22 protein-coding genes and 3 pseudogenes are annotated in these 16,928 nt (G+C 62.1%); 12 read left to right on the top strand and 13 right to left on the bottom strand.

Translation table 11 applies throughout. The features are described from left to right. Positions 1-24: 24 nt before the first annotated feature. The 4 genes and pseudogenes from ACFQT0_RS08130 to ACFQT0_RS08115 all read right to left on the bottom strand — a co-directional run. Positions 25-510 carry a hypothetical protein gene (locus ACFQT0_RS08130; protein ID WP_380201864.1) on the bottom strand — a complete coding sequence of 162 codons (486 nt, stop codon included), beginning with the start codon at positions 508-510 and terminating at the stop codon, positions 25-27. Between the two features lie 162 nt (positions 511-672). Further along, positions 673-804: a hypothetical protein gene (locus ACFQT0_RS08125; RefSeq protein WP_380206159.1), complete on the bottom strand. Its 132-nt coding sequence runs from the start codon at positions 802-804 to the stop codon at positions 673-675. A gap of 91 nt (positions 805-895) precedes the next feature. Next, positions 896-1,186, bottom strand: coding sequence for a hypothetical protein (locus tag ACFQT0_RS08120; protein ID WP_380206158.1), 291 nt, complete (start codon positions 1,184-1,186; stop codon positions 896-898). A gap of 85 nt (positions 1,187-1,271) precedes the next feature. Further along, positions 1,272-1,439 (bottom strand): annotated as a pseudogene (locus tag ACFQT0_RS08115) (glycosyltransferase); the annotation flags it as partial. Between the two features lie 314 nt (positions 1,440-1,753). Here ACFQT0_RS08115 and ACFQT0_RS08110 point away from each other — a divergent pair. Together ACFQT0_RS08110 and ACFQT0_RS08105 are read left to right on the top strand one after the other, a co-directional pair. Next, positions 1,754-1,945, top strand: coding sequence for a hypothetical protein (locus tag ACFQT0_RS08110; RefSeq protein ID WP_380201862.1), 192 nt, complete (start codon positions 1,754-1,756; stop codon positions 1,943-1,945). Between the two features lie 104 nt (positions 1,946-2,049). Then, positions 2,050-2,634, top strand: coding sequence for a GNAT family N-acetyltransferase (locus ACFQT0_RS08105; protein ID WP_380201860.1), 585 nt, complete (start codon positions 2,050-2,052; stop codon positions 2,632-2,634). Between the two features lie 32 nt (positions 2,635-2,666). Here the strand turns inward: ACFQT0_RS08105 and ACFQT0_RS08100 are convergent, their stop codons facing one another. The 7 genes from ACFQT0_RS08100 to ACFQT0_RS08070 all read right to left on the bottom strand — a co-directional run bounded on the left by ACFQT0_RS08100 (position 2,667) and on the right by ACFQT0_RS08070 (position 6,384). Continuing rightward, positions 2,667-2,819, bottom strand: a complete 153-nt coding sequence (locus tag ACFQT0_RS08100; protein WP_380201858.1) for a hypothetical protein — start codon at positions 2,817-2,819, stop codon at positions 2,667-2,669. Positions 2,820-2,823: 4 nt separating this feature from the next. Further along, complete coding sequence (locus ACFQT0_RS08095) at positions 2,824-3,516, bottom strand: matrixin family metalloprotease (RefSeq protein WP_380201856.1); 693 nt, start codon at positions 3,514-3,516, stop codon at positions 2,824-2,826. Next, positions 3,501-3,902, bottom strand: a complete 402-nt coding sequence (locus ACFQT0_RS08090) for a hypothetical protein (protein WP_380201854.1) — start codon at positions 3,900-3,902, stop codon at positions 3,501-3,503. Before ACFQT0_RS08090 ends, ACFQT0_RS08095 begins: the two co-directional genes overlap by 16 nt. Further along, positions 3,893-4,663 (bottom strand): IPT/TIG domain-containing protein, encoded by a 771-nt coding sequence (locus ACFQT0_RS08085; protein WP_380201852.1) that lies wholly within the window; start codon positions 4,661-4,663, stop codon positions 3,893-3,895. Before ACFQT0_RS08085 ends, ACFQT0_RS08090 begins: the two co-directional genes overlap by 10 nt. 272 nt (positions 4,664-4,935) lie before the next feature. Continuing rightward, the gene (locus tag ACFQT0_RS08080; protein WP_380201850.1) at positions 4,936-5,472 is read right to left on the bottom strand and encodes a family 43 glycosylhydrolase; all 537 of its coding nucleotides are present in this window, start codon (positions 5,470-5,472) and stop codon (positions 4,936-4,938) included. Continuing rightward, on the bottom strand, positions 5,387-5,914 hold the full coding sequence (locus ACFQT0_RS08075) for a family 43 glycosylhydrolase (protein WP_380201848.1): 528 nt from the start codon (positions 5,912-5,914) through the stop codon (positions 5,387-5,389). Before ACFQT0_RS08075 ends, ACFQT0_RS08080 begins: the two co-directional genes overlap by 86 nt. Before the next feature lie 59 nt (positions 5,915-5,973). Beyond that, complete coding sequence (locus ACFQT0_RS08070; RefSeq protein ID WP_380201846.1) at positions 5,974-6,384, bottom strand: hypothetical protein; 411 nt, start codon at positions 6,382-6,384, stop codon at positions 5,974-5,976. 232 nt (positions 6,385-6,616) lie between these two features. On the opposite strand from ACFQT0_RS08070, the pseudogene ACFQT0_RS08065 reads away from it, so the two are divergent. From ACFQT0_RS08065 to ACFQT0_RS08025, 9 genes and pseudogenes are all read left to right on the top strand, one after another. After that, positions 6,617-6,847, top strand: a pseudogene (locus tag ACFQT0_RS08065) (S1/P1 nuclease); the annotation flags it as partial. 100 nt (positions 6,848-6,947) lie between these two features. Continuing rightward, positions 6,948-7,409, top strand: coding sequence for a S1/P1 nuclease (locus ACFQT0_RS08060; protein WP_449272051.1), 462 nt, complete (start codon positions 6,948-6,950; stop codon positions 7,407-7,409). Positions 7,410-8,193: 784 nt separating this feature from the next. Next, the gene (locus ACFQT0_RS08055) at positions 8,194-8,637 is read left to right on the top strand and encodes a hypothetical protein (RefSeq protein ID WP_380201844.1); all 444 of its coding nucleotides are present in this window, start codon (positions 8,194-8,196) and stop codon (positions 8,635-8,637) included. Then, positions 8,630-9,562, top strand: coding sequence for a hypothetical protein (locus tag ACFQT0_RS08050; protein ID WP_380201842.1), 933 nt, complete (start codon positions 8,630-8,632; stop codon positions 9,560-9,562). The genes ACFQT0_RS08055 and ACFQT0_RS08050 overlap by 8 nt, the downstream gene beginning before the upstream one ends. 60 nt (positions 9,563-9,622) lie before the next feature. Further along, entirely contained in the window at positions 9,623-10,504 is an 882-nt protein-coding gene (locus ACFQT0_RS08045; protein ID WP_380201840.1) for a choice-of-anchor J domain-containing protein, read from the top strand. Positions 10,505-10,951: 447 nt separating this feature from the next. Then, a pseudogene (locus ACFQT0_RS08040) lies at positions 10,952-11,359 on the top strand (hypothetical protein); the annotation flags it as partial. Then, positions 11,316-11,693, top strand: a complete 378-nt coding sequence (locus ACFQT0_RS08035) for a hypothetical protein (protein ID WP_380201838.1) — start codon at positions 11,316-11,318, stop codon at positions 11,691-11,693. The pseudogene ACFQT0_RS08040 and the gene ACFQT0_RS08035, both read left to right, overlap by 44 nt. Then, positions 11,636-12,454, top strand: a complete 819-nt coding sequence (locus ACFQT0_RS08030) for a M36 family metallopeptidase (RefSeq protein ID WP_380205947.1) — start codon at positions 11,636-11,638, stop codon at positions 12,452-12,454. Before ACFQT0_RS08035 ends, ACFQT0_RS08030 begins: the two co-directional genes overlap by 58 nt. After that, positions 12,385-13,569: a M36 family metallopeptidase gene (locus tag ACFQT0_RS08025; RefSeq protein ID WP_380201836.1), complete on the top strand. Its 1,185-nt coding sequence runs from the start codon at positions 12,385-12,387 to the stop codon at positions 13,567-13,569. The genes ACFQT0_RS08030 and ACFQT0_RS08025 overlap by 70 nt, the downstream gene beginning before the upstream one ends. Before the next feature lie 293 nt (positions 13,570-13,862). Here the strand turns inward: ACFQT0_RS08025 and ACFQT0_RS08020 are convergent, their stop codons facing one another. Continuing rightward, positions 13,863-15,374: a pectate lyase family protein gene (locus tag ACFQT0_RS08020; RefSeq protein ID WP_380201834.1), complete on the bottom strand. Its 1,512-nt coding sequence runs from the start codon at positions 15,372-15,374 to the stop codon at positions 13,863-13,865. Positions 15,375-15,612: 238 nt separating this feature from the next. Between ACFQT0_RS08020 and ACFQT0_RS08015 the strand changes: the two genes are divergently transcribed. Then, entirely contained in the window at positions 15,613-16,089 is a 477-nt protein-coding gene (locus tag ACFQT0_RS08015; protein ID WP_380201832.1) for a carboxypeptidase-like regulatory domain-containing protein, read from the top strand. A gap of 27 nt (positions 16,090-16,116) precedes the next feature. On the opposite strand, the gene ACFQT0_RS08010 is transcribed toward ACFQT0_RS08015, so the two are convergent. Then, entirely contained in the window at positions 16,117-16,557 is a 441-nt protein-coding gene (locus ACFQT0_RS08010) for a hypothetical protein (protein ID WP_380201830.1), read from the bottom strand. Between the last annotated feature and the right edge of the window lie 371 nt (positions 16,558-16,928).

Below are 16,928 nucleotides of genomic sequence, written 5' to 3'. Positions count from 1 at the left end.
CCTCCCCTTCAGCGGCGGTGCCGGTCACAAACACGCGGTGCCCGGCCTGGTGCAATAGCCGGGCGAGCCTGGCCGAAGTTGTCGAGGCCCCACTCGCGGGCGCTGCCGCGGCTGCGCGGGTGCAGGATGATGTTGAGCCTGATTGAGCTGGCGCGCTTGCAATAGCTGCTGGAATGGTTCCGACAAGGCTTCGACGGGCCGCAGGCGTACCAACTTGGCTACGTCAAGAAGGTCCGGCACCTGCGGGAGGCCCAGGGGCTGGAGCAGCTGTAAGTTGAGCCTGGGCTTCGTGTAGGGGCGAATGGCGGCGGCTGAGGGCCACCAGCCGGTTGCAAGTGAGCCAGTGCCGCCAGCGGTTGCGCGTGCCAATGCGCACGGGAATGTTGGCTTTTGAGCCAGCCGGGCCAGGCGCTGGTTGGGAAATACGTGAATGATGGCGGCGGCCTGGTAGGCTTGCAGAGCAGCTACTTGGGCGGCTTCCGGCTCTTTTGCCAGCTCGTCTATATTCAAAAAGCATCGACCCAGGGGCAGGCCGCCGCCACGGGCGCGGTGTAGGTGCGGCCAATGAGCACCACCCGGCAGCCGGGAAACAGGCGCTTGAGTGGCCCGCAACCGGCAGGGTGAGCACCACGTCGCCGATGGCGTCGGTGCGGGACACGAGGAAGGTCTGGCTCATGCTTCGGCGCGTTCGGTGCGGGTTTTCAACTTCGCGAACTTCAGGAAGACGCCCCAGGCCGAGATGCCGGCAATGCAGAGGCCGGCAAAGCCATCGAGGAAGCCGAGCCGGAAAAAGTAGCCGTGCACGAATTTCCATAGCGGCTTGAGCAGCAGGTGAAACAGGGTGACATTAGTGGTGCCGCGCAGGGCTCGCTCCTGGGCCGTGATGCTGGTGAACTTATTGAGCTGGCTGACGTGCTGCGCAATGGAATGGTAGCTGTAGTGCAGGGCGTCGCCGGCGAGCCTGGCCGGTGGTGTGGCCGGGATGCACTTCGTAGCGCTCGTGCAGGAGCAGGCCGGTCCAGCGGCCCAGGCGGCGGTCGTAGAGGCGCAGCTTGCGGTCGGGGTACCAGCCGCCGTGGCGCACCCAGTGGCCGCAGTAATTGGTGAGGCGGGCTAGGCTGTAGGCCGCGTGCTGCCAGTTTTGCTTGGCCGCCCGGATGGACTGGCGCAGTTCGTCGGTCAGCACTTCGTCGGCATCGAGCCTGCAGCACGTGGTCGAATTGAGCTTGGGCCGTGGCGTAGTTTTTCTGCTCGACGTAGCCGGCAAAAGCGTGCTGAATGACCCGGGCGCCGTGCTGCCGACAGATTTCCACGGTGGTGTCGGTGGAAAAAGAATCTACTACCACCACGTCGTCGGCCACGTCGCCCAGCGCCTGGAGGCAGCGGGCAATGTTGGCCGCTTCGTTGAAGGTGATGACGACGACGGAAAGAGAAACCACGCGGAAAAAGCCAAATAAGCGGCCAGGTGCAGGCAAAGGTAAGCGGGCGGCGAAGCGTAGCGGCCTCCTGCGCCAGCCTGGGGCGTGCCATCAGTAACATTGGCGAATCGGGCCTGTTAGCAATGGCCGTCGCGGCGGATAGCAGAAGCTGCCTCTTCCGTTAATTTTCCGGCCAGCCCAACGGCAGTCCAAAATTCGCCGTAGGAAAGGGCCCGATTCTTCGCGCCGCAACCCGGTCTCCGTGCGTAACTTGCGCCCCTATTCGTTTTCCCACACATGAAAAAACGCTTCTCCCCGGCCTGCTGGCCGCTGCTTTGCTTTCCCTCACGCTGCCCTCCTGCGGCCCTTCGACGGGTGAAACCAACGACGACGTCCCCACCGCCACGCTGCCGCCCCTGCCCGCAGCCCCCGACACCACGGCCGGCGCCAAGCAGCCCGAGCAATACCGGGAATTGAACTCGGTGAATGCCACCGAGGACATCAAGAAGATGCAGCCGCAGATGTAATTCGCGGGTTACCGCCCGTATTCAGGTTTAATTTAGTTGGGCCGTTGCTGCTGAGGCGGTGGCGGCTCAATTTCTTTTAGCGCGGCTTGGCCGGTGCATTTTTTATGGAAAACAACATCGTGTTGCGCCGCGGCGTCGAAACCGATTTACCCCAGGTACTGGCGCTTATTCAGGAGCTGGCCGTGTACGAGCGCGCCCCGGAGGCCGTGACCAACACGCTGGTCGCCATGCAGCGCGACGGCTTTGGCCCGGCGCCCATCTTCGGCTTTTTCGTGCTGGAGAATACCGCGGCCGAAATCGTTGGCATCGCCCTGTTCTATACCGCTTATTCTACCTGGAAAGGCCGCATGCTGTACCTGGAAGACTTGGTGGTGACTGAGCCGGCGCGGCGCGGCGGCCTGGGACGGCTGCTGTTCGATGCCGTGGTGGCCGAGGCCCGCGCCACCGGCGCGGTGCGCATGAAGTGGCAGGTGCTGGACTGGAACGAGCCCGCCATCGCCTTCTACAAAAAACTGGGGGCTACCATCGAGAACGAATGGCTCAACGGCAACCTCGACGCGGCCCAGCCTGGCCAGCTACGCCGTGGCTCCCGCCGCAGCCGTGGCGGCCGAGCCCGCCGGACGCAGCTTATAGCGCCGGTTTACTGCCTACCCCAACAGGCCGTCATGCTGAGCGAAGTCGAAGCATGACGGCCTGTTTTATTTCCTATTCGGATACGCTCTTACTGCCGGATAAACTTGCGGGTGCCTATTTTGCCCTGGGTGTCCTGCCAGCTAAGCACGTAGAAGCCCGGGGCCAGGCTGGCGATGTTTAAGGCCAGTTTGTTGAGACCTGCTGCTGTAGGGATGCTTTGGGTACGCACCCGGCGGCCCACGCCGTCAAAAAGCGGAACACGACGGCCCCTTCCACTGCGGCCGGATACAGCAAGCCCAGGTCAGGACCAGTTGCCGGATTGGGGAAAACAGTGACGCTGGCGCTGGTTTCCTGAGTGGTGAGGAGCACGGGGGCCACGCTGTCGAAGGAGCCATCGGGCCGCGACAGGCGCAGGCGGTAGTAGAACAAGCCGCCGGGAACCTGCGCGTCGAAAAATCATACGTGGACCCGGGAGGCTTCGGCGCCACCGTGCCCACCCGCGTCCAGGTAGTGGTATCGCTGCTCGTGCTGCGCTCGATAATGAAATTATTGAGGAAACATTCTTCCTTCGTGGCCCAACTCACCGTCACGCCGAGGCCGTTGGTAAACTGCGCGCTGAAGCTGGTGAGCGGCGCTGGCAGCATGGGCGCGGGGCCGCAGGCTAATTTCTTGAAGCTGCGCACCCGCAGCACTTGGCGCCCGCCGATGATGTCGCTGGCTGGATTGAGCGAGCGGGTGTTCTGGCCGCGCCCAATGGCGTAGTGCATCACCGCGCCGGGCAGAATGAGGTGGCCAAGCTGGTGCGCGTGGCCTAGCTCGTGCACGACCACCGTTTCAAAGTCAATCTCATTGCGCGACCCCACGGCATTGGCGGGCCCGAACTGGAAAATGGCCGCGTCGTCGTACTGCATGTCCACTTCCTTTACGTAGAACACCACCTCGCCCCCGTAGGCAGGCAGCCGCGGTAATAGGAAATGGTGCGGCCGAGCACGCGGTCGGGCAGTTCGGCGCCGTTGTCGAAGGCAATCACGTTCTGGTTGTCCTCGGCAATGGTATTGGCCGTGACCGGGGTTCCTATTTCCCAGTTGATGCCCGTCTGGCAGCGCCACGACGTCATGGCCCGCTCGAAGGCGGCCATAGCAGTTGGTTTGGCGGTAAAGTTGGGGGCGTAGCGGAAGGTGATGCCGCCCGACGCGTTTTGTGCCGTGTGATTGGGCCGCTGCAGGTACACGCCATCGGTGCTTTCCACGTTTGTAAGCGCATAGTTTACCGTAACGGCGGTCAGGGTTTCACTGCTCTGCTGGTCGCTGGTGGTTACGCGCACGTTGCCGGAGCCCGCTGGGCCTCCCCGCCTGTAGCCGACGGCACCCGCACCTGAATACGGGTATTGGTCCAGGACACGTAGTCCCGGTCGGGCACCTTCACGCGGGTGGCGCCGCCGTCGTCGCCGTTGCGAAACTCCACAAAGCCACTGCCCCGGCTGGCCCCAAAATCGTTGCCGTTGAGCGTCAGGATTGCTCCGGCTCCGGCGGGCAGCGTTTGGGGCGAGAAACTGCTGATGCTGGGCGCCAGCGTGCCCCGCTGCAAGGCGGGCGCGGCGGGGGCCGCCAGGGCCGCGTTGGCTTGCAGTACCCGGCGCGCCTGCCCGGTGAAGCGGCTCAACTCTTTATAAAAAGCCCCATCGAGCGCCGGATAAGTCCGGAAAGGCTCCGAGGCCGTGCGCTCGGCCAGGTTGTACTCGATAAAGCCCTGCTCGCTACCGTAGGGCGTCCAGGCCCGGCCAACGCTGCCCGGCAGTCCTGCCCAAGGCGCACGCGCCAGGAAGAATACGCCTTGTTGGCCGGGAGCCAGGTGCAGCGTGTTGGTGAGCACCTGCTGGTCGAGGCCCAGCCGGCCGCCTTCGGTGATAAGGGCCAGCTCCGTGGTGTCAGCTACTTGGCCCTTGAGCAGGGAAAACACCCGCAACCGGTGCCGGGTGAAGAGCCGCGCATGATTTGCGTCCCAAAAGCTGCGGGCATCCAGCACCTGCGCTTCGACCACCAGGGCCGATTGCTGGGCGCGCCGGGCCGGCTCAAGCGGAAGCATCAGGCACTGCATTTCGGGCAAAGAGGCCTGCGCCAAAGCGGAGCCGGCGCAAGCCAAACCCAAAACGAACATCGCCCCCAGGCGACAGCCAACAAAGCGAACAAACGGTACTGCAAACAGCATAGAAAGGGAAGAAATACGCGTGGTGCCGAAGTTACGAAAAACAGCCAGCCAACGGCTTAAGCAAACTGATTTTCGCTCACTATATATTATATCCAAAGTTATTATAATCTATGACACAGCCTGGTAAGCTGCTCAACTCGCGCCGGGCGCTACTGCGCTACGGGGCCGGGCTGGGGCTGCCACGAGGGCGAATGGTGCTTTACCACGGGCCAGCCGTCGGCATATTCCAGCTTGTCGAGCAACAGCACGCGGCGTGAGTAGCCCTCCGAATCGTCGATGGCATCGAAGGTGGGCTGGCGCACGTCGATGGCGTGGTACGCCAGCCAGTCCTGCCCGGCGGCGTCGGTCACCACGGAGTTGTTGCCGGGGGCGCGCCAGTGGTCATTAGCCACGAGCAGCGCGGCGTGCGGGTTGGCCGTGGCGGCGGCGTAGGTTTCGTAGGGGCCGGTAGCGTGCCGGGCGCGGGCCACCAGCACGGCGTAATGAGCGTGGGGCCCGCAGCAGTTATCCCCTGAGAAAAATAAGTAGTACCAGCCGTCGCGCAAGTGCACCCAGGACGCTTCGATGAGGCGGTGGTAATCATCGGGGTCGTCGGTCCCACTAGGGTAGATAATGGCCTGCGCCGTACTGCCCGCCCGAAAATTGAGCCGGTCGTCGGCCAGGCTCGCGCACCCAGATGGGCCCAAAGCCCGAGCCCCAATATAGCAGCGACCGGCCCGTGGCCGGGTCGTCGAACGCCATGGGGTCGATGCAAGTAAAGCCCGGGCCGGGGAGCAGCGGCCGGCCACTGTCGGCAAACGGGCCCGCGGGCGCATCGGCCACCGCCACGGCCAGGCTGAGGTAGTCGGCCCCATCGGGTCGGGCCGAGTAGTAGAGAAAGTAGCGCCCGCCGTGCTCGCTCACGTGCGGGGCCCAGATTTTCTGGCTGGCCGTGGCCCACCCCGGCTTTTGGGGCAAAGCCTCGCCCAGGTATTCCCAAGTCACCAAGTCCCGGGAGCGGGCTACCTGCAGGTTGATGATGACGCCGGCCCGTTTGGTTTGGGTGCCGTAGGCGTAGTACCAGCCATCGGCGGCCCGAATGATGGTGGGGTCCGGGAAATTTTCGTCGATGATGGGGTTGACGTACATAAGCAACGGGTAGCTATCAGTGAACAGGCAAAGCCCGCTACGATAATCCCCAGGCCCGGCTAAGTGTTCACGGACACCGGTTGCTGCTGCAGCCAGATGTAGGCCGAAGCCACGTCGTCGAAGGTGCCCACCCGCGGGGTGGAGATGGCGTGCACAATGGTTTCGACGGCCTGGCGGGCCATCAGGTGCCGGGGCAGCACCCAGGCGATGTACTGCAGGCCGGCCGTCCGCATTTGCTCCAGCCACCGCGCGGTCCACTGGTTGAGCTGCATGGTGGTTTGGGTAATGCTCGAATTATCGTTCAGAATTTTGTGGCACGGCCACGCCTGCAGGGTCGTGAGCATGAGCCCGCAGGTGGCCTGCGAGGACTGCTGGTCGTGCTCGCCTTTCCAATCCACGTAGAGCCAATCGTTTTCCGCGTCGTAGCTGATAAATACACCGGGGGAATCGACAATGGTTTGCAGCTGCATATGGGGCTCGGGGAGTGCGTTCGATTTACGAAGGCAAATGAGCGGCCAAATCTACAGTATTGCCCTGCTTATGCCGCAAGATTTTGCAATGGCCGTTTCCCCGCCACTCACTTTGGTGCCCCGGGTGCCAACCAGCGCCTGGCAGCCCTAGCTTTGTGGTCCTGCCATTGGGCAGCCAGCTCAATTTACCGGCAGCTTTGTTCGCTCACCTCTCCCCTTCCACCATTCCTCTATGTTCAGAAAATGTATTGCCCTGCTTGCGCTTACCTGCGCGCCGTTTAGCCTGCTGGCGTGGGGCACCATGGGCCACCGCGCCGTGGCCCGGATTGCCGAAAACCACCTCACCTCCAAGGCCAAGCGCGAAATAGCCCGCCTGCTGGGCGCCGAAACCCTGCCCCTGGTGAGCACCTGGCCCGACGAAATCCGCTCCGACCCGCAGTACAGCAGCACCGGTCCCTGGCATTACCTCAACGTGGTGCCGGGCCTGGATTTCCCGGCCTTCGCGGCCCTCAACGCCACGCCATGCTGCGGCGCCCACCAATGCCTACACCGCCCTGCAGCAGGTGCGCAAAGACCTAAGGGACCCCGCCAAAACGGCCGCCGAAAAGCTATTTGCGCTCAAGTTTGTGGTGCACCTGGTGGGCGATGTGCACCAGCCGCTGCACGTGGGACGCGGCGAAGACCGCGGCGGCAACAGCATTCAGGTGAACTGGCGCGGGCGCGACTCCAACCTGCACAGCATCTGGGACGGCGACCTGGTAGAATACCCGGGCTTCACCTACTCGGAGATGGCCGCGGCCTACGACCATGCCACGTCGGCTCAAGTCAAGCAATGGCAGAAGGACGACGTGGCCACCTGGCTGTTTGAGTCGTACCAGCTGTGCACCCCGGTTTACGCCGCGGCCGCTACCAGCCCCAAGTTCGATTACCGTTTCTACCCCAGCTTCGGCCCCGCCGTGCAGCAGCAGATTCTCAAAGCCGGCATCCGGCTGGCCGGGGTACTGAATGAGGTCTACAAGAAGTAGGTAGCTGCCGATGGAGCTTGAAGGTCTGGGCGACTGTCTCACAGCCTTCCTGCTGCATCAACTGCTTCCAGGGATAGCCCACTAAACTGAGCTTGCCTTGCGCACCTGAGCTGCGCGTTTCACGTCATTTTCTTGCCGCCAATGTCAATCAATCGGATTGATGTTGGCGGCATTTTTTATTAAATTTTGCTCAAATCGAAGTCGAAGTCAATATATGAATATTGTATGTTAATCATGCGAATTACAGCTGCTACGAATATTGTTGAATTATGAGAAAACGCTGGTTGAGCAAGTTCCACTAAGGTTCAGCTTGCCAAACGTAGCTCAGACTTTTCCAGCTGGTCATTATTTTGATAAAGATGGTTAAAAACAGTTTTTTAGCGGATGGTTTCAATTTTCAGACAGGTTGCTCGCAAAGGCGCGCGCTGTTTTGCTGTGAGCCAGGAAGTCATTTGCAACGAATACTTCAAGTAGCTCGGATTTGACATTAAATAGAGATTAAAGGGCGCAATGGTTTGCGATAAATTCAAGATATTGTAGCTCCAAATATTAAAAATAAAATTCAGCCCAATTGCTATCGATTAGGCTTGACTTATCCCTCGCTTTCTTTTTTCCTCTTTCATTTCTTCATGGTAAATAATTACACGCGTAAAACCCTGGGCCGTTACCTGCAAACGTTCGGCCTGGCGGCATTGCTGGTGAGCGGTGCTGCCGGCGCCGCGCAAGCCCAGGTCCTCAATTACCCCTTTCGGGAACCACCAACGTTACCAGCACCTACACCGATTTGGCGGCCACAGGCACGGCCATCGCCACCGCCAACACGGACGACGCCAACTCCTCCGCCCAGGCCATTGGCTTTACCTTCAGCTACAACGGCCAAAATTTCACGCAGTTCGTGCTCAATACCAACGGCTTTATTAAGCTGGGCAGCACCGCTCCCACGGCGGCGGCCATGTTTCTCGACGAGACTGCCAACTCCGGCGTCACTGACCCTTTCCAGAGCGCCGATGCCAACATCATTGCGCCTTTTAACATTGACCTGCAGGCGGGCGCAGCCGGCAGCACCGAGTACCGCGTGGCTACTACCGGCACGGCCGGCGCGCGGGTCTGCACCATTCAGTGGAAGAACGTGCAGGACAAGCCCGGCACCAACCCCACGCAGTACACCAACATGAGCTTCCAGGTGCGCCTCTTTGAAGGCACCAACGTAGTTGAGCCTGGTGTATGACGCGGCCACGCCCGGGCCTACCTCGGCGCTGCGTTTTACGCAGGTGGGCCTCAAGGGCACTTCATTTGCCGATGGACGCATTCTGCAGGTCACCAAGCAGTCCAATGCGGCCTGGAGCACTGCCGTCTTTGCCGACTTCAGCAACGTAGCGGCCAACAATACGCTGAACACCCTGAACGTCCGTTCCAACGCGGCCCCCGATGCCGGGCGCACGTTCCGCTTTGAGCCCATCTCGCCCATTGCGAACGACATCGCGGTGCAGGCCATTTATACGCTGGGCAAGATTGCCACGCCCAGCGCCCTGCCCCAGACGGTGCGGGTGTACCTGGCCAACGTGGGCACGGCCGCCCAAGCCAGTGTGGCGGTCACGCTCTCCATTACGGGTGCCAACACCATCAGCGAAACCAAAAACGTGGCACTGCCGGTGGGCGCCAAAGGCACGGTCACCTTCACGGCCCTGCCCGCCACCATGGCGCTGGGCACCAACACCGTGACGGTAAGCGTGGTGGGCGACGACAACAACACGAACAACTCGATGACGGTGTCGCGCCGTCACGCCCGACCGCCTGAGCTACATCGACGCCGGCAAGCCGGCCAATGCCGGCTCCCTGAGCTACAGCAGCTCGGCAGCCGGGGGCGTATTCAGCACCAAATACACCGTGACCAACCCGGTGGTGCTGGCCGATGCCCTGATTACGTTTGGCACGACCACCAACCTCACCACCTCGTTTCAGGTAGTGGTGTACGATGCCACCGGCGCCAACGGCACCCCCGGCAACCTGCTCTACGCCTCGCAGCCGCAGGACCGCCCCTCCACCGGCGGCGATGTGACCGTGGCCCTGCCCGGGCTGCAGTTCTCCGGCACGTTCTTCGTGGGCGTGAAGGAGCTGGGCACTACCGGCATGGGCCTGGCCACGCAAATTGAGGCCCCGCTGCGGAGCACCACTTTTACTTTTCCGCCGACGGCTCGGCTCCCTGGAGCGATTTGGCGGCTACCACCCTCACGCGCCGCCTGGCCATTGAGGTAGGCGTGGCTCCGGTTCCGGCCTGCGGCGCCACCACCACGATTGCCAGCTTCCCCTACACCGAAAGCTTTGATATCGTACCAACGGGGCAGGCGCGGCCGTGCGGGGTAACGGTGTTAGATGCCAACGGCGACGGCGCCACCTGGGCCATCTCCAAGATTAACCCCAACTCGGGCGCCAACAGCATCCGCTACGCCGGCCTTACCCTGAACAACGTGGCGGCCGACGACTGGTTCTTCACCCCAGCGCTCAACCTGAATGCTGCTACGCGCTACCAGGTGGCTTTCCGCTACCGGGGCGAGGGCATTGCAAACAGCCCCTCTTCGTACACCGAGCGCCTGGACGTAACGTCGGGCACGGCCGCTACCGTAGCCGCCCAGACCAACGTGCTCTACACCAACGCGGCCATCACCAACACGTCGTACGCGCTGGCCAATGGCACCTCGGCACCCGTGGTGGCCTTGCTGCCCGCCAGCGCCACCACCCAGTACGTGGGCTTCCACATCAGGAGCGCGGCCAACCAGGGCAACCTGTACATCGACGACCTGACCATCTCGGCTGTCGCCGTCAGCGCCACTTCGGAGGCCTTGCTGCGCGCCGTGAGCGTGTTCCCCAATCCTTCGACCACGGGCCTCTTCGACCTCGAAATCCACGGCGCCAACGCCAAAGGCCGCCTCGACGTGCTGGTAACCAATGCCCTCGGCCAGCGGGTGTACACGGGCTCGGCCCGCGACAACTACACCAACAAGGTAGACCTGAGCAGCCTGGCTCCCGGCATCTACCACCTGCAGGTGCGCAACGGCAGCGAAAACATGATTAGCCGAATCAGCATTCTGAAGTAAGGCTTATATTTAAGGTAAAAGTTTGGTGCCGAATGCATTTGGGAGTCTTGATTCGGCCTTCGCCTGCCGTTTGGCTCAACTCAAGAAAAGGCCTCAGCGGGGCTCTTGGGCATCGGCGCCAAACTTTTTCCCTGGGCTAATAATGCCGCTGCGGCATCGCCGGAATTTTTTCTGGCCTTTCCGTCTTCACACACAGCCCCCAAGAAGCGATTGTGTTTCAAGCTTTTTTGATTTTTCACTCCTGTTGATATATGACATTACGTTCTACTCCCTTGGGCTACCGGGCGCTGGCCCTGGCCATTGCCCTGGCGGTGCCGGGCTTGGCAGTTGCCCAGCAAACGCCGGTAGCTCAGGCCCTGGCTTCCTTTTCCATTAAGGCCAAGGGCCAAAACCGCCTCAGCGCTGCCGATGTAGCCGACCCGTACGTAACCAGGCTCCTATTACGACGCCAGCACGGGCCTTACCCACACGTACCTGCAGCAGCGGGTGAACGGCCTGGCGGTGTTCAACGCCAACGGCGCCGTGCACACCGACAAGAGCGGCAAGGTGGTGTTCTTCTCGCAGGACTTCGTGCCGGGTGCCGCCGCGATTGCGCCGTCGGCCACACCGGCCTTCACGCCCGAGCAAGCCGTGGGAGCCGCGGCCAAAAGCCTGGCCCTGCCCCACCCCGTCGCGCTGCAGCGCGTGGTGGAAGGCCGGTCTGCCGATGGCATCGTCTTCAACCGGGGTGGCATTTCGGAAGAGAACATTCCGGTGCGCCTCATGTATGTCCGCGTCGACGACAAGCTGGTGCTGGTCTGGAACGTGACCATTGCCCAGGCTCGACCAACAGCACACCTGGAATGCCCGCGTTGATGCCCAAACCGGCCGTTTGGTAGACCGCAACGACTACGTGGTGAGCGAGCACGCCACTTTCCGCCAGCACGTGGTGGAGAACAAGGCGCGCCGACAGCCGCTGGCAACAGCGGCCGCCGCCGCGGCCGATTCGAAGCGCACGGTGCTGGGTGCCAAAGGCACTTTGGGCGCTCCCAATAGCCTGACCGTGATTCCGGTGCCGTTCGAGAGCCCCGACCTTACTCCGCGCGTTGTAGTGCCGTTTAGCTCGGCCAATCCGCTGTACTCGCCCTACGGCTGGCAGGTGGGCGAGGAAAAGCCCCGGCCGGCTTCTTTGCCGATTCGTACTCCCTGATTTCGAGCGGGAAACAGCTCACGCGCGGCAACAACGTGGCCGCCTACGACGACAATTCGAGCACGACTTCCCGCAGTGGCAGCGTCACGTCGAGCACCAATTCACCCGATGGCGGGGCCAACCTGGACTTCGACTTTCCTTTTGACCAGACCAAGGGCGCCCGCGACCCCAGCAACCTGTCGGCAGGCATCACCAACCTGTTCTACTGGAACAACATGCTCCACGATGTGATGATGAGCAAGGGGTTCGACGAAGCATCGGGCAACTTTCAGTACAAGAACATCACGGGGGCCGGCCAGGGCGGCGACTACGTACGCGCCGAGTCGCAGGACGGCAGCGGGCGCAACAATGCCAACTTCTCGACTCCCGCAGATGGCAGCTCCGGCCGTATGCAGATGTTCCTGTTCGACAACACGGCTGCTAATTCCCTGGTTGTGACGGGCGCTGCCAGTGCGGCCGGCAGCTACAAGTTTACCACGGTGGCCTTCGGCCCCAGCCTGAACAAGAAGCCATTGGCGGGCAAGCTGGTGCTCGTCAACGATGGGGTGTCGGCCGATGGCGGCGACCACGCCTGCGCCACGCCCTTCGTGAACGCCGCCGACGTAGCGGGCAACATTGCCTTTATTCAGCGCGGCGGCTGCCCCCACTCACCAACCTCAACCCCCGCTCTACCAATGCCTTTGCCACCAAGGTGCAGCGGGCCCAGGCCAACGGCGCGACCGGCGTTATCGTGTTTGACTCCCTGGCTACGAATACCTTGACCAATTTTGGTGGCACGGATACCGTGGGCATTCGCATCCCGGCCATCTTCATCAGCGGCGCCGACGGCTTCAAGCTGCGGGCGGCTATTTTGGCCGGCGGCACCTTGAACGCTTCGGCCCGGCTCGGCCCCGACTTCGACGGCTCGTTTGACAACGGCGTGGTGTCGCACGAGTTTGGCCACGGCATTTCCAACCGCCTCACGGGCGGGCCGGCTAACTCAAGCTGCCTCAACTCGGCTGCTGGCAACCAAACCATGGGCGAAGGCTGGAGCGACTTTTTCGCGCTATGGATGACGACGCGCCCTGGCGACGACGGCAAAGCCAGCCGCTACGTGGCCACCTACGACAACAACGACCCCTACACCGTGGGCCCCGGCTTCCGCCGCAAGCCTTACAGCACCGATTTCTCCAAAAACAACTACACCTACTCCCAACTCGGCACTACGACTGGCAAATTCCAGGAAACCCACGATGTGGGCGAGGTGTGGGCCACGGTGCTGTGGGACCTGAACTGGCAGTTCATCTACAAGTATGGCTACAACGCCGATTTCTTCAGCAACTCCGGCGGCAACAACAGCATGCTGAAGCTCGTGCTCGACGGCTGCAAGCTGCAGGTGTGCAACCCCGGCTTCCTCGACGGGCGCGATGCCCTGCTGCGGGCCGACTCGCTGACCAACCGCGCTGCCAACGCTGACTTAATCTGGAACGTGTTTGCGCGCCGGGGCATGGGCTTCAGTGCCGTGCAGGGCGACCGGGTGAATGGTGCGGCTCGCGTAACGGGCATCCAGGAAGGCTTCGACCTGCCTCCCCAGGCCAAGGTTATCGTCCTGTCCAACAAGAAGGCCGCCACTTCCGGCAACGCCCTGGAAGCTTACCCCAACCCGGCGCAGGACCTGCTCACCGTACGCACGCAGCTCAACAGTGCCGCGCCCATGCAGGTAGCAGTACTTGACCTGGTAGGCAAAACTGTATTGCGCGCCGTACCCGTTTCGGCCGCTAAAATGCAGCAAACCGGCGTGGAGCTGAACACCAGCCGCCTCACTTCGGGCGTCTACGTGGTGCGCGTAACGACCAGCGAAGGTATTTTCACGACCAAGGTGATTATTCAGCACTAACCAGTCGAGAGAAATTGAGCTGAAAAAGCCCGGCTTCGGCCGGGCTTTTTTGTGCCCGTTTCAGTCAGCTTCCTGCAGCCCTTAGACCGAAATAGAACCTGGAGCTTGAGCCAGGAAAGTAGTCCGTCCTAAGAAACTATCCGGATAGGCCGCAAAATGGAACGTCATGCTGAGCTTGCCGAAGCATCTCGCTCGGGGTAGTAACTCATTCGATTGGATTACTAGCACACGCGAGATGCTTCGGCAAGCTCAGCATGACGTTCAATAAAGTACGCTTATTAAGGCACGAATACCTATTTGCCGCGTTTCGGCGCTGGAGCGGTGCTTTTCACTGCCTGGCTAACCAAGCTATTGAGGTAGCTTTCGAGGTTGGTGTAGCCGTCGGTGGCGCGCAGGGCGCGGTCGGCGGCGCTGGCGGGGTTCAGGCCATTGCCCCGCTCCCAGGCATCGGGCATGCCGTCGTGGTCGGTGTCGGTGGGGGCAGGAGTGGATTTCAGCACCGGCCACGCCCGCTGCGTCTTGGTGTAGGGCGTGCCGTGCGGGTAATGGCCCTGCACGTCGATGAGGGTGCCGGTGCCGCTGCGCACCTCCCGCACGATGCGCTGGTCGAGCGTGTCGCGCCGGGGGCGGATGGCGCCGGCTCCCAGCAGCACGGCTTCGTAAGCCTCGGCAGCGGTTTGCAGGGTGAAGGGAGCAATCGGGAAAGGCTGGTTGACCTTCGATAGCACGGTATCGGCTGCGGTGCCGCCGTTCATCACCGCGCCGCGCCAGTTGTGGGCCGTCACGGCGGGCGAGCCCACCAGGTAGTTGCCGGTCAGGTAGAATTTGCCGTAGGGCAAGGGGTTGGGCTGCTTGTCAATCTTGTATGGGTTCAGCACCTGCGTGCGCACCTTGGGCTCGGTGCTGGGGCCGGGCTTGTAGTAATTGTTCACCACGTTGTAGTTGCCACCCTCGCCGGCGTACACGTTGTTTTCGCCCCAGTTATAAATCACGTTGTTGCTGAAATCGCAGTTTTCGTAACCCGCCGGGTGGGTATAGCGGCTGCCGTTGAAGCGGGGCGTTCGGCTTTTGCAGTGCGCAAACAGGTTGTGGTGAAACGAGGCGTGCTGCCCGCCCCAGATGCCGCCGAAGCCGTGGCGCTCAAAGTCCTTATCGCCCTTTTCGAAGTGGTAGGAGTAGTTCAGGGGCTCAGCAATGAGGTTCCATTGCAGGGTGGTGCTGTCGCCTTCGTACACGGAGAGGGCCTCGTCGGTGCTCCAGCTCATTGAGCAATGGTCCACGATGAGGCGGTTGTTGCGCTGCCCGCCGAAGGCATCGTCGCCGCCCGCGCCGTGCACAAAGCCCTGGTTCTGGTTTTTGTCGCCCATCCGAAACCGCACAAAGCGAACGATGACGTTGTTGGCCCGCACTGCCACCGGAAAGTCGGCCAGGCAGATGCCGTCGCCCGGGGCCGTCTGGCCGGCGATGGTGGTGTTGGGCTTTTTAATGTCGAGCGGCGCCGTGAGGTGGATGGTGCCCGACACCCGAAACACCACAGTGCGGGCCGCAGCCGGGGCACTCAGCGCGTGACGCAGGCTGCCAGGCTGGCCGTCGTCCTTCAGGTTGGTGACTTCAAACACCATAGTAGGCACCGCCACCGAGCCCCGGCCGCCGGTGGTGAAGCGGCCCGCGCCCTCGGCGCCCGGAAACGCAACGAGGCCTTGCGCGTGGCTCCGCCCCGGCGCCAGCAGCAGGCCCAGCCCAAGCAGGTAATGCGCACCAAATGAATAAAACCGGGAAGCGAGCCAAGTAGGGATAGGTAGCATGCAGCAGGATTGAAGGGGCAACTTACTGCCCGCGGGGTAAATACATGGATAAAGCCAGGGATTCAGCTCAACTAAAAACCGCGCCAGTTCGACCCGGCAGCGTGGCAATTCGTCTTGTCTGCGCCTTTAGCGGCAACCTGTGCCCTGCTCCGTTCGTGTTAGGGGCATTCGCTCCTATTGATACCGGACTTTTACGAGCCACGCAGCTCCCGCTCTCCCTCTATCGGCATCTTACTTTATGCGCCTATTTCTTCTCGCTACTGCTTTTTCCTTGCTCTGGAGTGCCGGCCCTGCGGCTGCGCAACGGGCCAGCGCTTCTTCCAAAACCAACAACGCGCGGAAACGCATTGCGCTGGCAAGGCGGTCTGATGCCGACGCCGAGGCCGGCCCGATGCGGCTGGCGTGCGCGCCCCTCATCAGCAAAGTGTATGAGCCCAACGGCCAGCCCCTGATGGGGGCCACGGTGCTCATCAAAGGCACGCATCAGGTGTACGTCACCGACTCGGAAGGCAAATTCCGGTTCACCGACCCGGTGTACGAAGGGCAGGTGCTCACCATTGACGCCGCCGGCTATACCTCGCTGGAGGTGCCACTGGCCGACTGCACGCTGCCGCGCCTGGTGCTGGCCAAGGCCCCCACCGCGCGCATCAAGCGCAAAGGCAAGCGGGCCGGCCAGGTGGTGCGCCTGCATAACCGCAGCACCAACATGCGCTAAGCGGGGCACATTCTGCCCAGGGCAACATTAGGGTTTATTGCTGGCGGCCGCGCGGCGCATGGCTTCCAGCCACTCCATGGCCGCGTGCTCGTCGGTGAAGCGCTCGATGCGGTAGGGCAGGTCGTTGAAGTAAGAGAGCGGCGGCACAGCGGCATCGCGCTCTATTTCCTGTAGGTGCCTGGGCATGAACAGGTAGGCAATGTGCACGGCGCTCCCCAGGCGCTGGGGCAGCAGCGGCAGGAATTGTTCGGTCATCCATTGCGTGCCCTGCTGGTTGGCGGTGCTGCGGCGGCGCGCGTCCACCAGCCACAGGCGGGCCCCGCATGCTTCGGCTACGGCCAGCAGGCGGTGGTAGCCCTCATGCAATTCGGCATCGGTGGGCTGCCGCAGCCACCGGCCCACCAGCGTCAGCAAATCGGGCCGATACTGGCACTCCAGATACTCGAGGGCGGGCAAATCTTGCTGCATAATGCGCGGCGAATGGGACGAATGCCCTGAAGATACGTCGGCAGGCCACAATAACGGATAAACCGAACGGTAGAAAACTTCGACGCCGCGAGGACCGGACTTTTCCAGGGATAAGCAATTGTGGGCCGCAACCATCGGCCCGTGCCGCGCGACTTTTTGCCGGCTCTTTTCGCAAACGGCCGCCAGCCGGTACCCCGATGCCCTTTTAGTGCCGGCTAATCCAGGTCTGCATTTGCTGAAATCGCCAGTTCGATTCCGAACACCTGTCCGCTTCCGAACACAATCAGCCAGTGAAATCCGACCATAGCCAGAAACAAATCGCTGTTTTTCAGCAGGTAGCAAAAATGGCATATCACTTGGCTCCAGATATC

The organism is Hymenobacter humi, assembly GCF_042665855.1.
In the GTDB taxonomy this organism is placed as follows: Bacteria; Bacteroidota; Bacteroidia; order Cytophagales; family Hymenobacteraceae; genus Hymenobacter; species Hymenobacter humi.
This window is presented reverse-complemented; position numbering and strand designations above follow the sequence as displayed.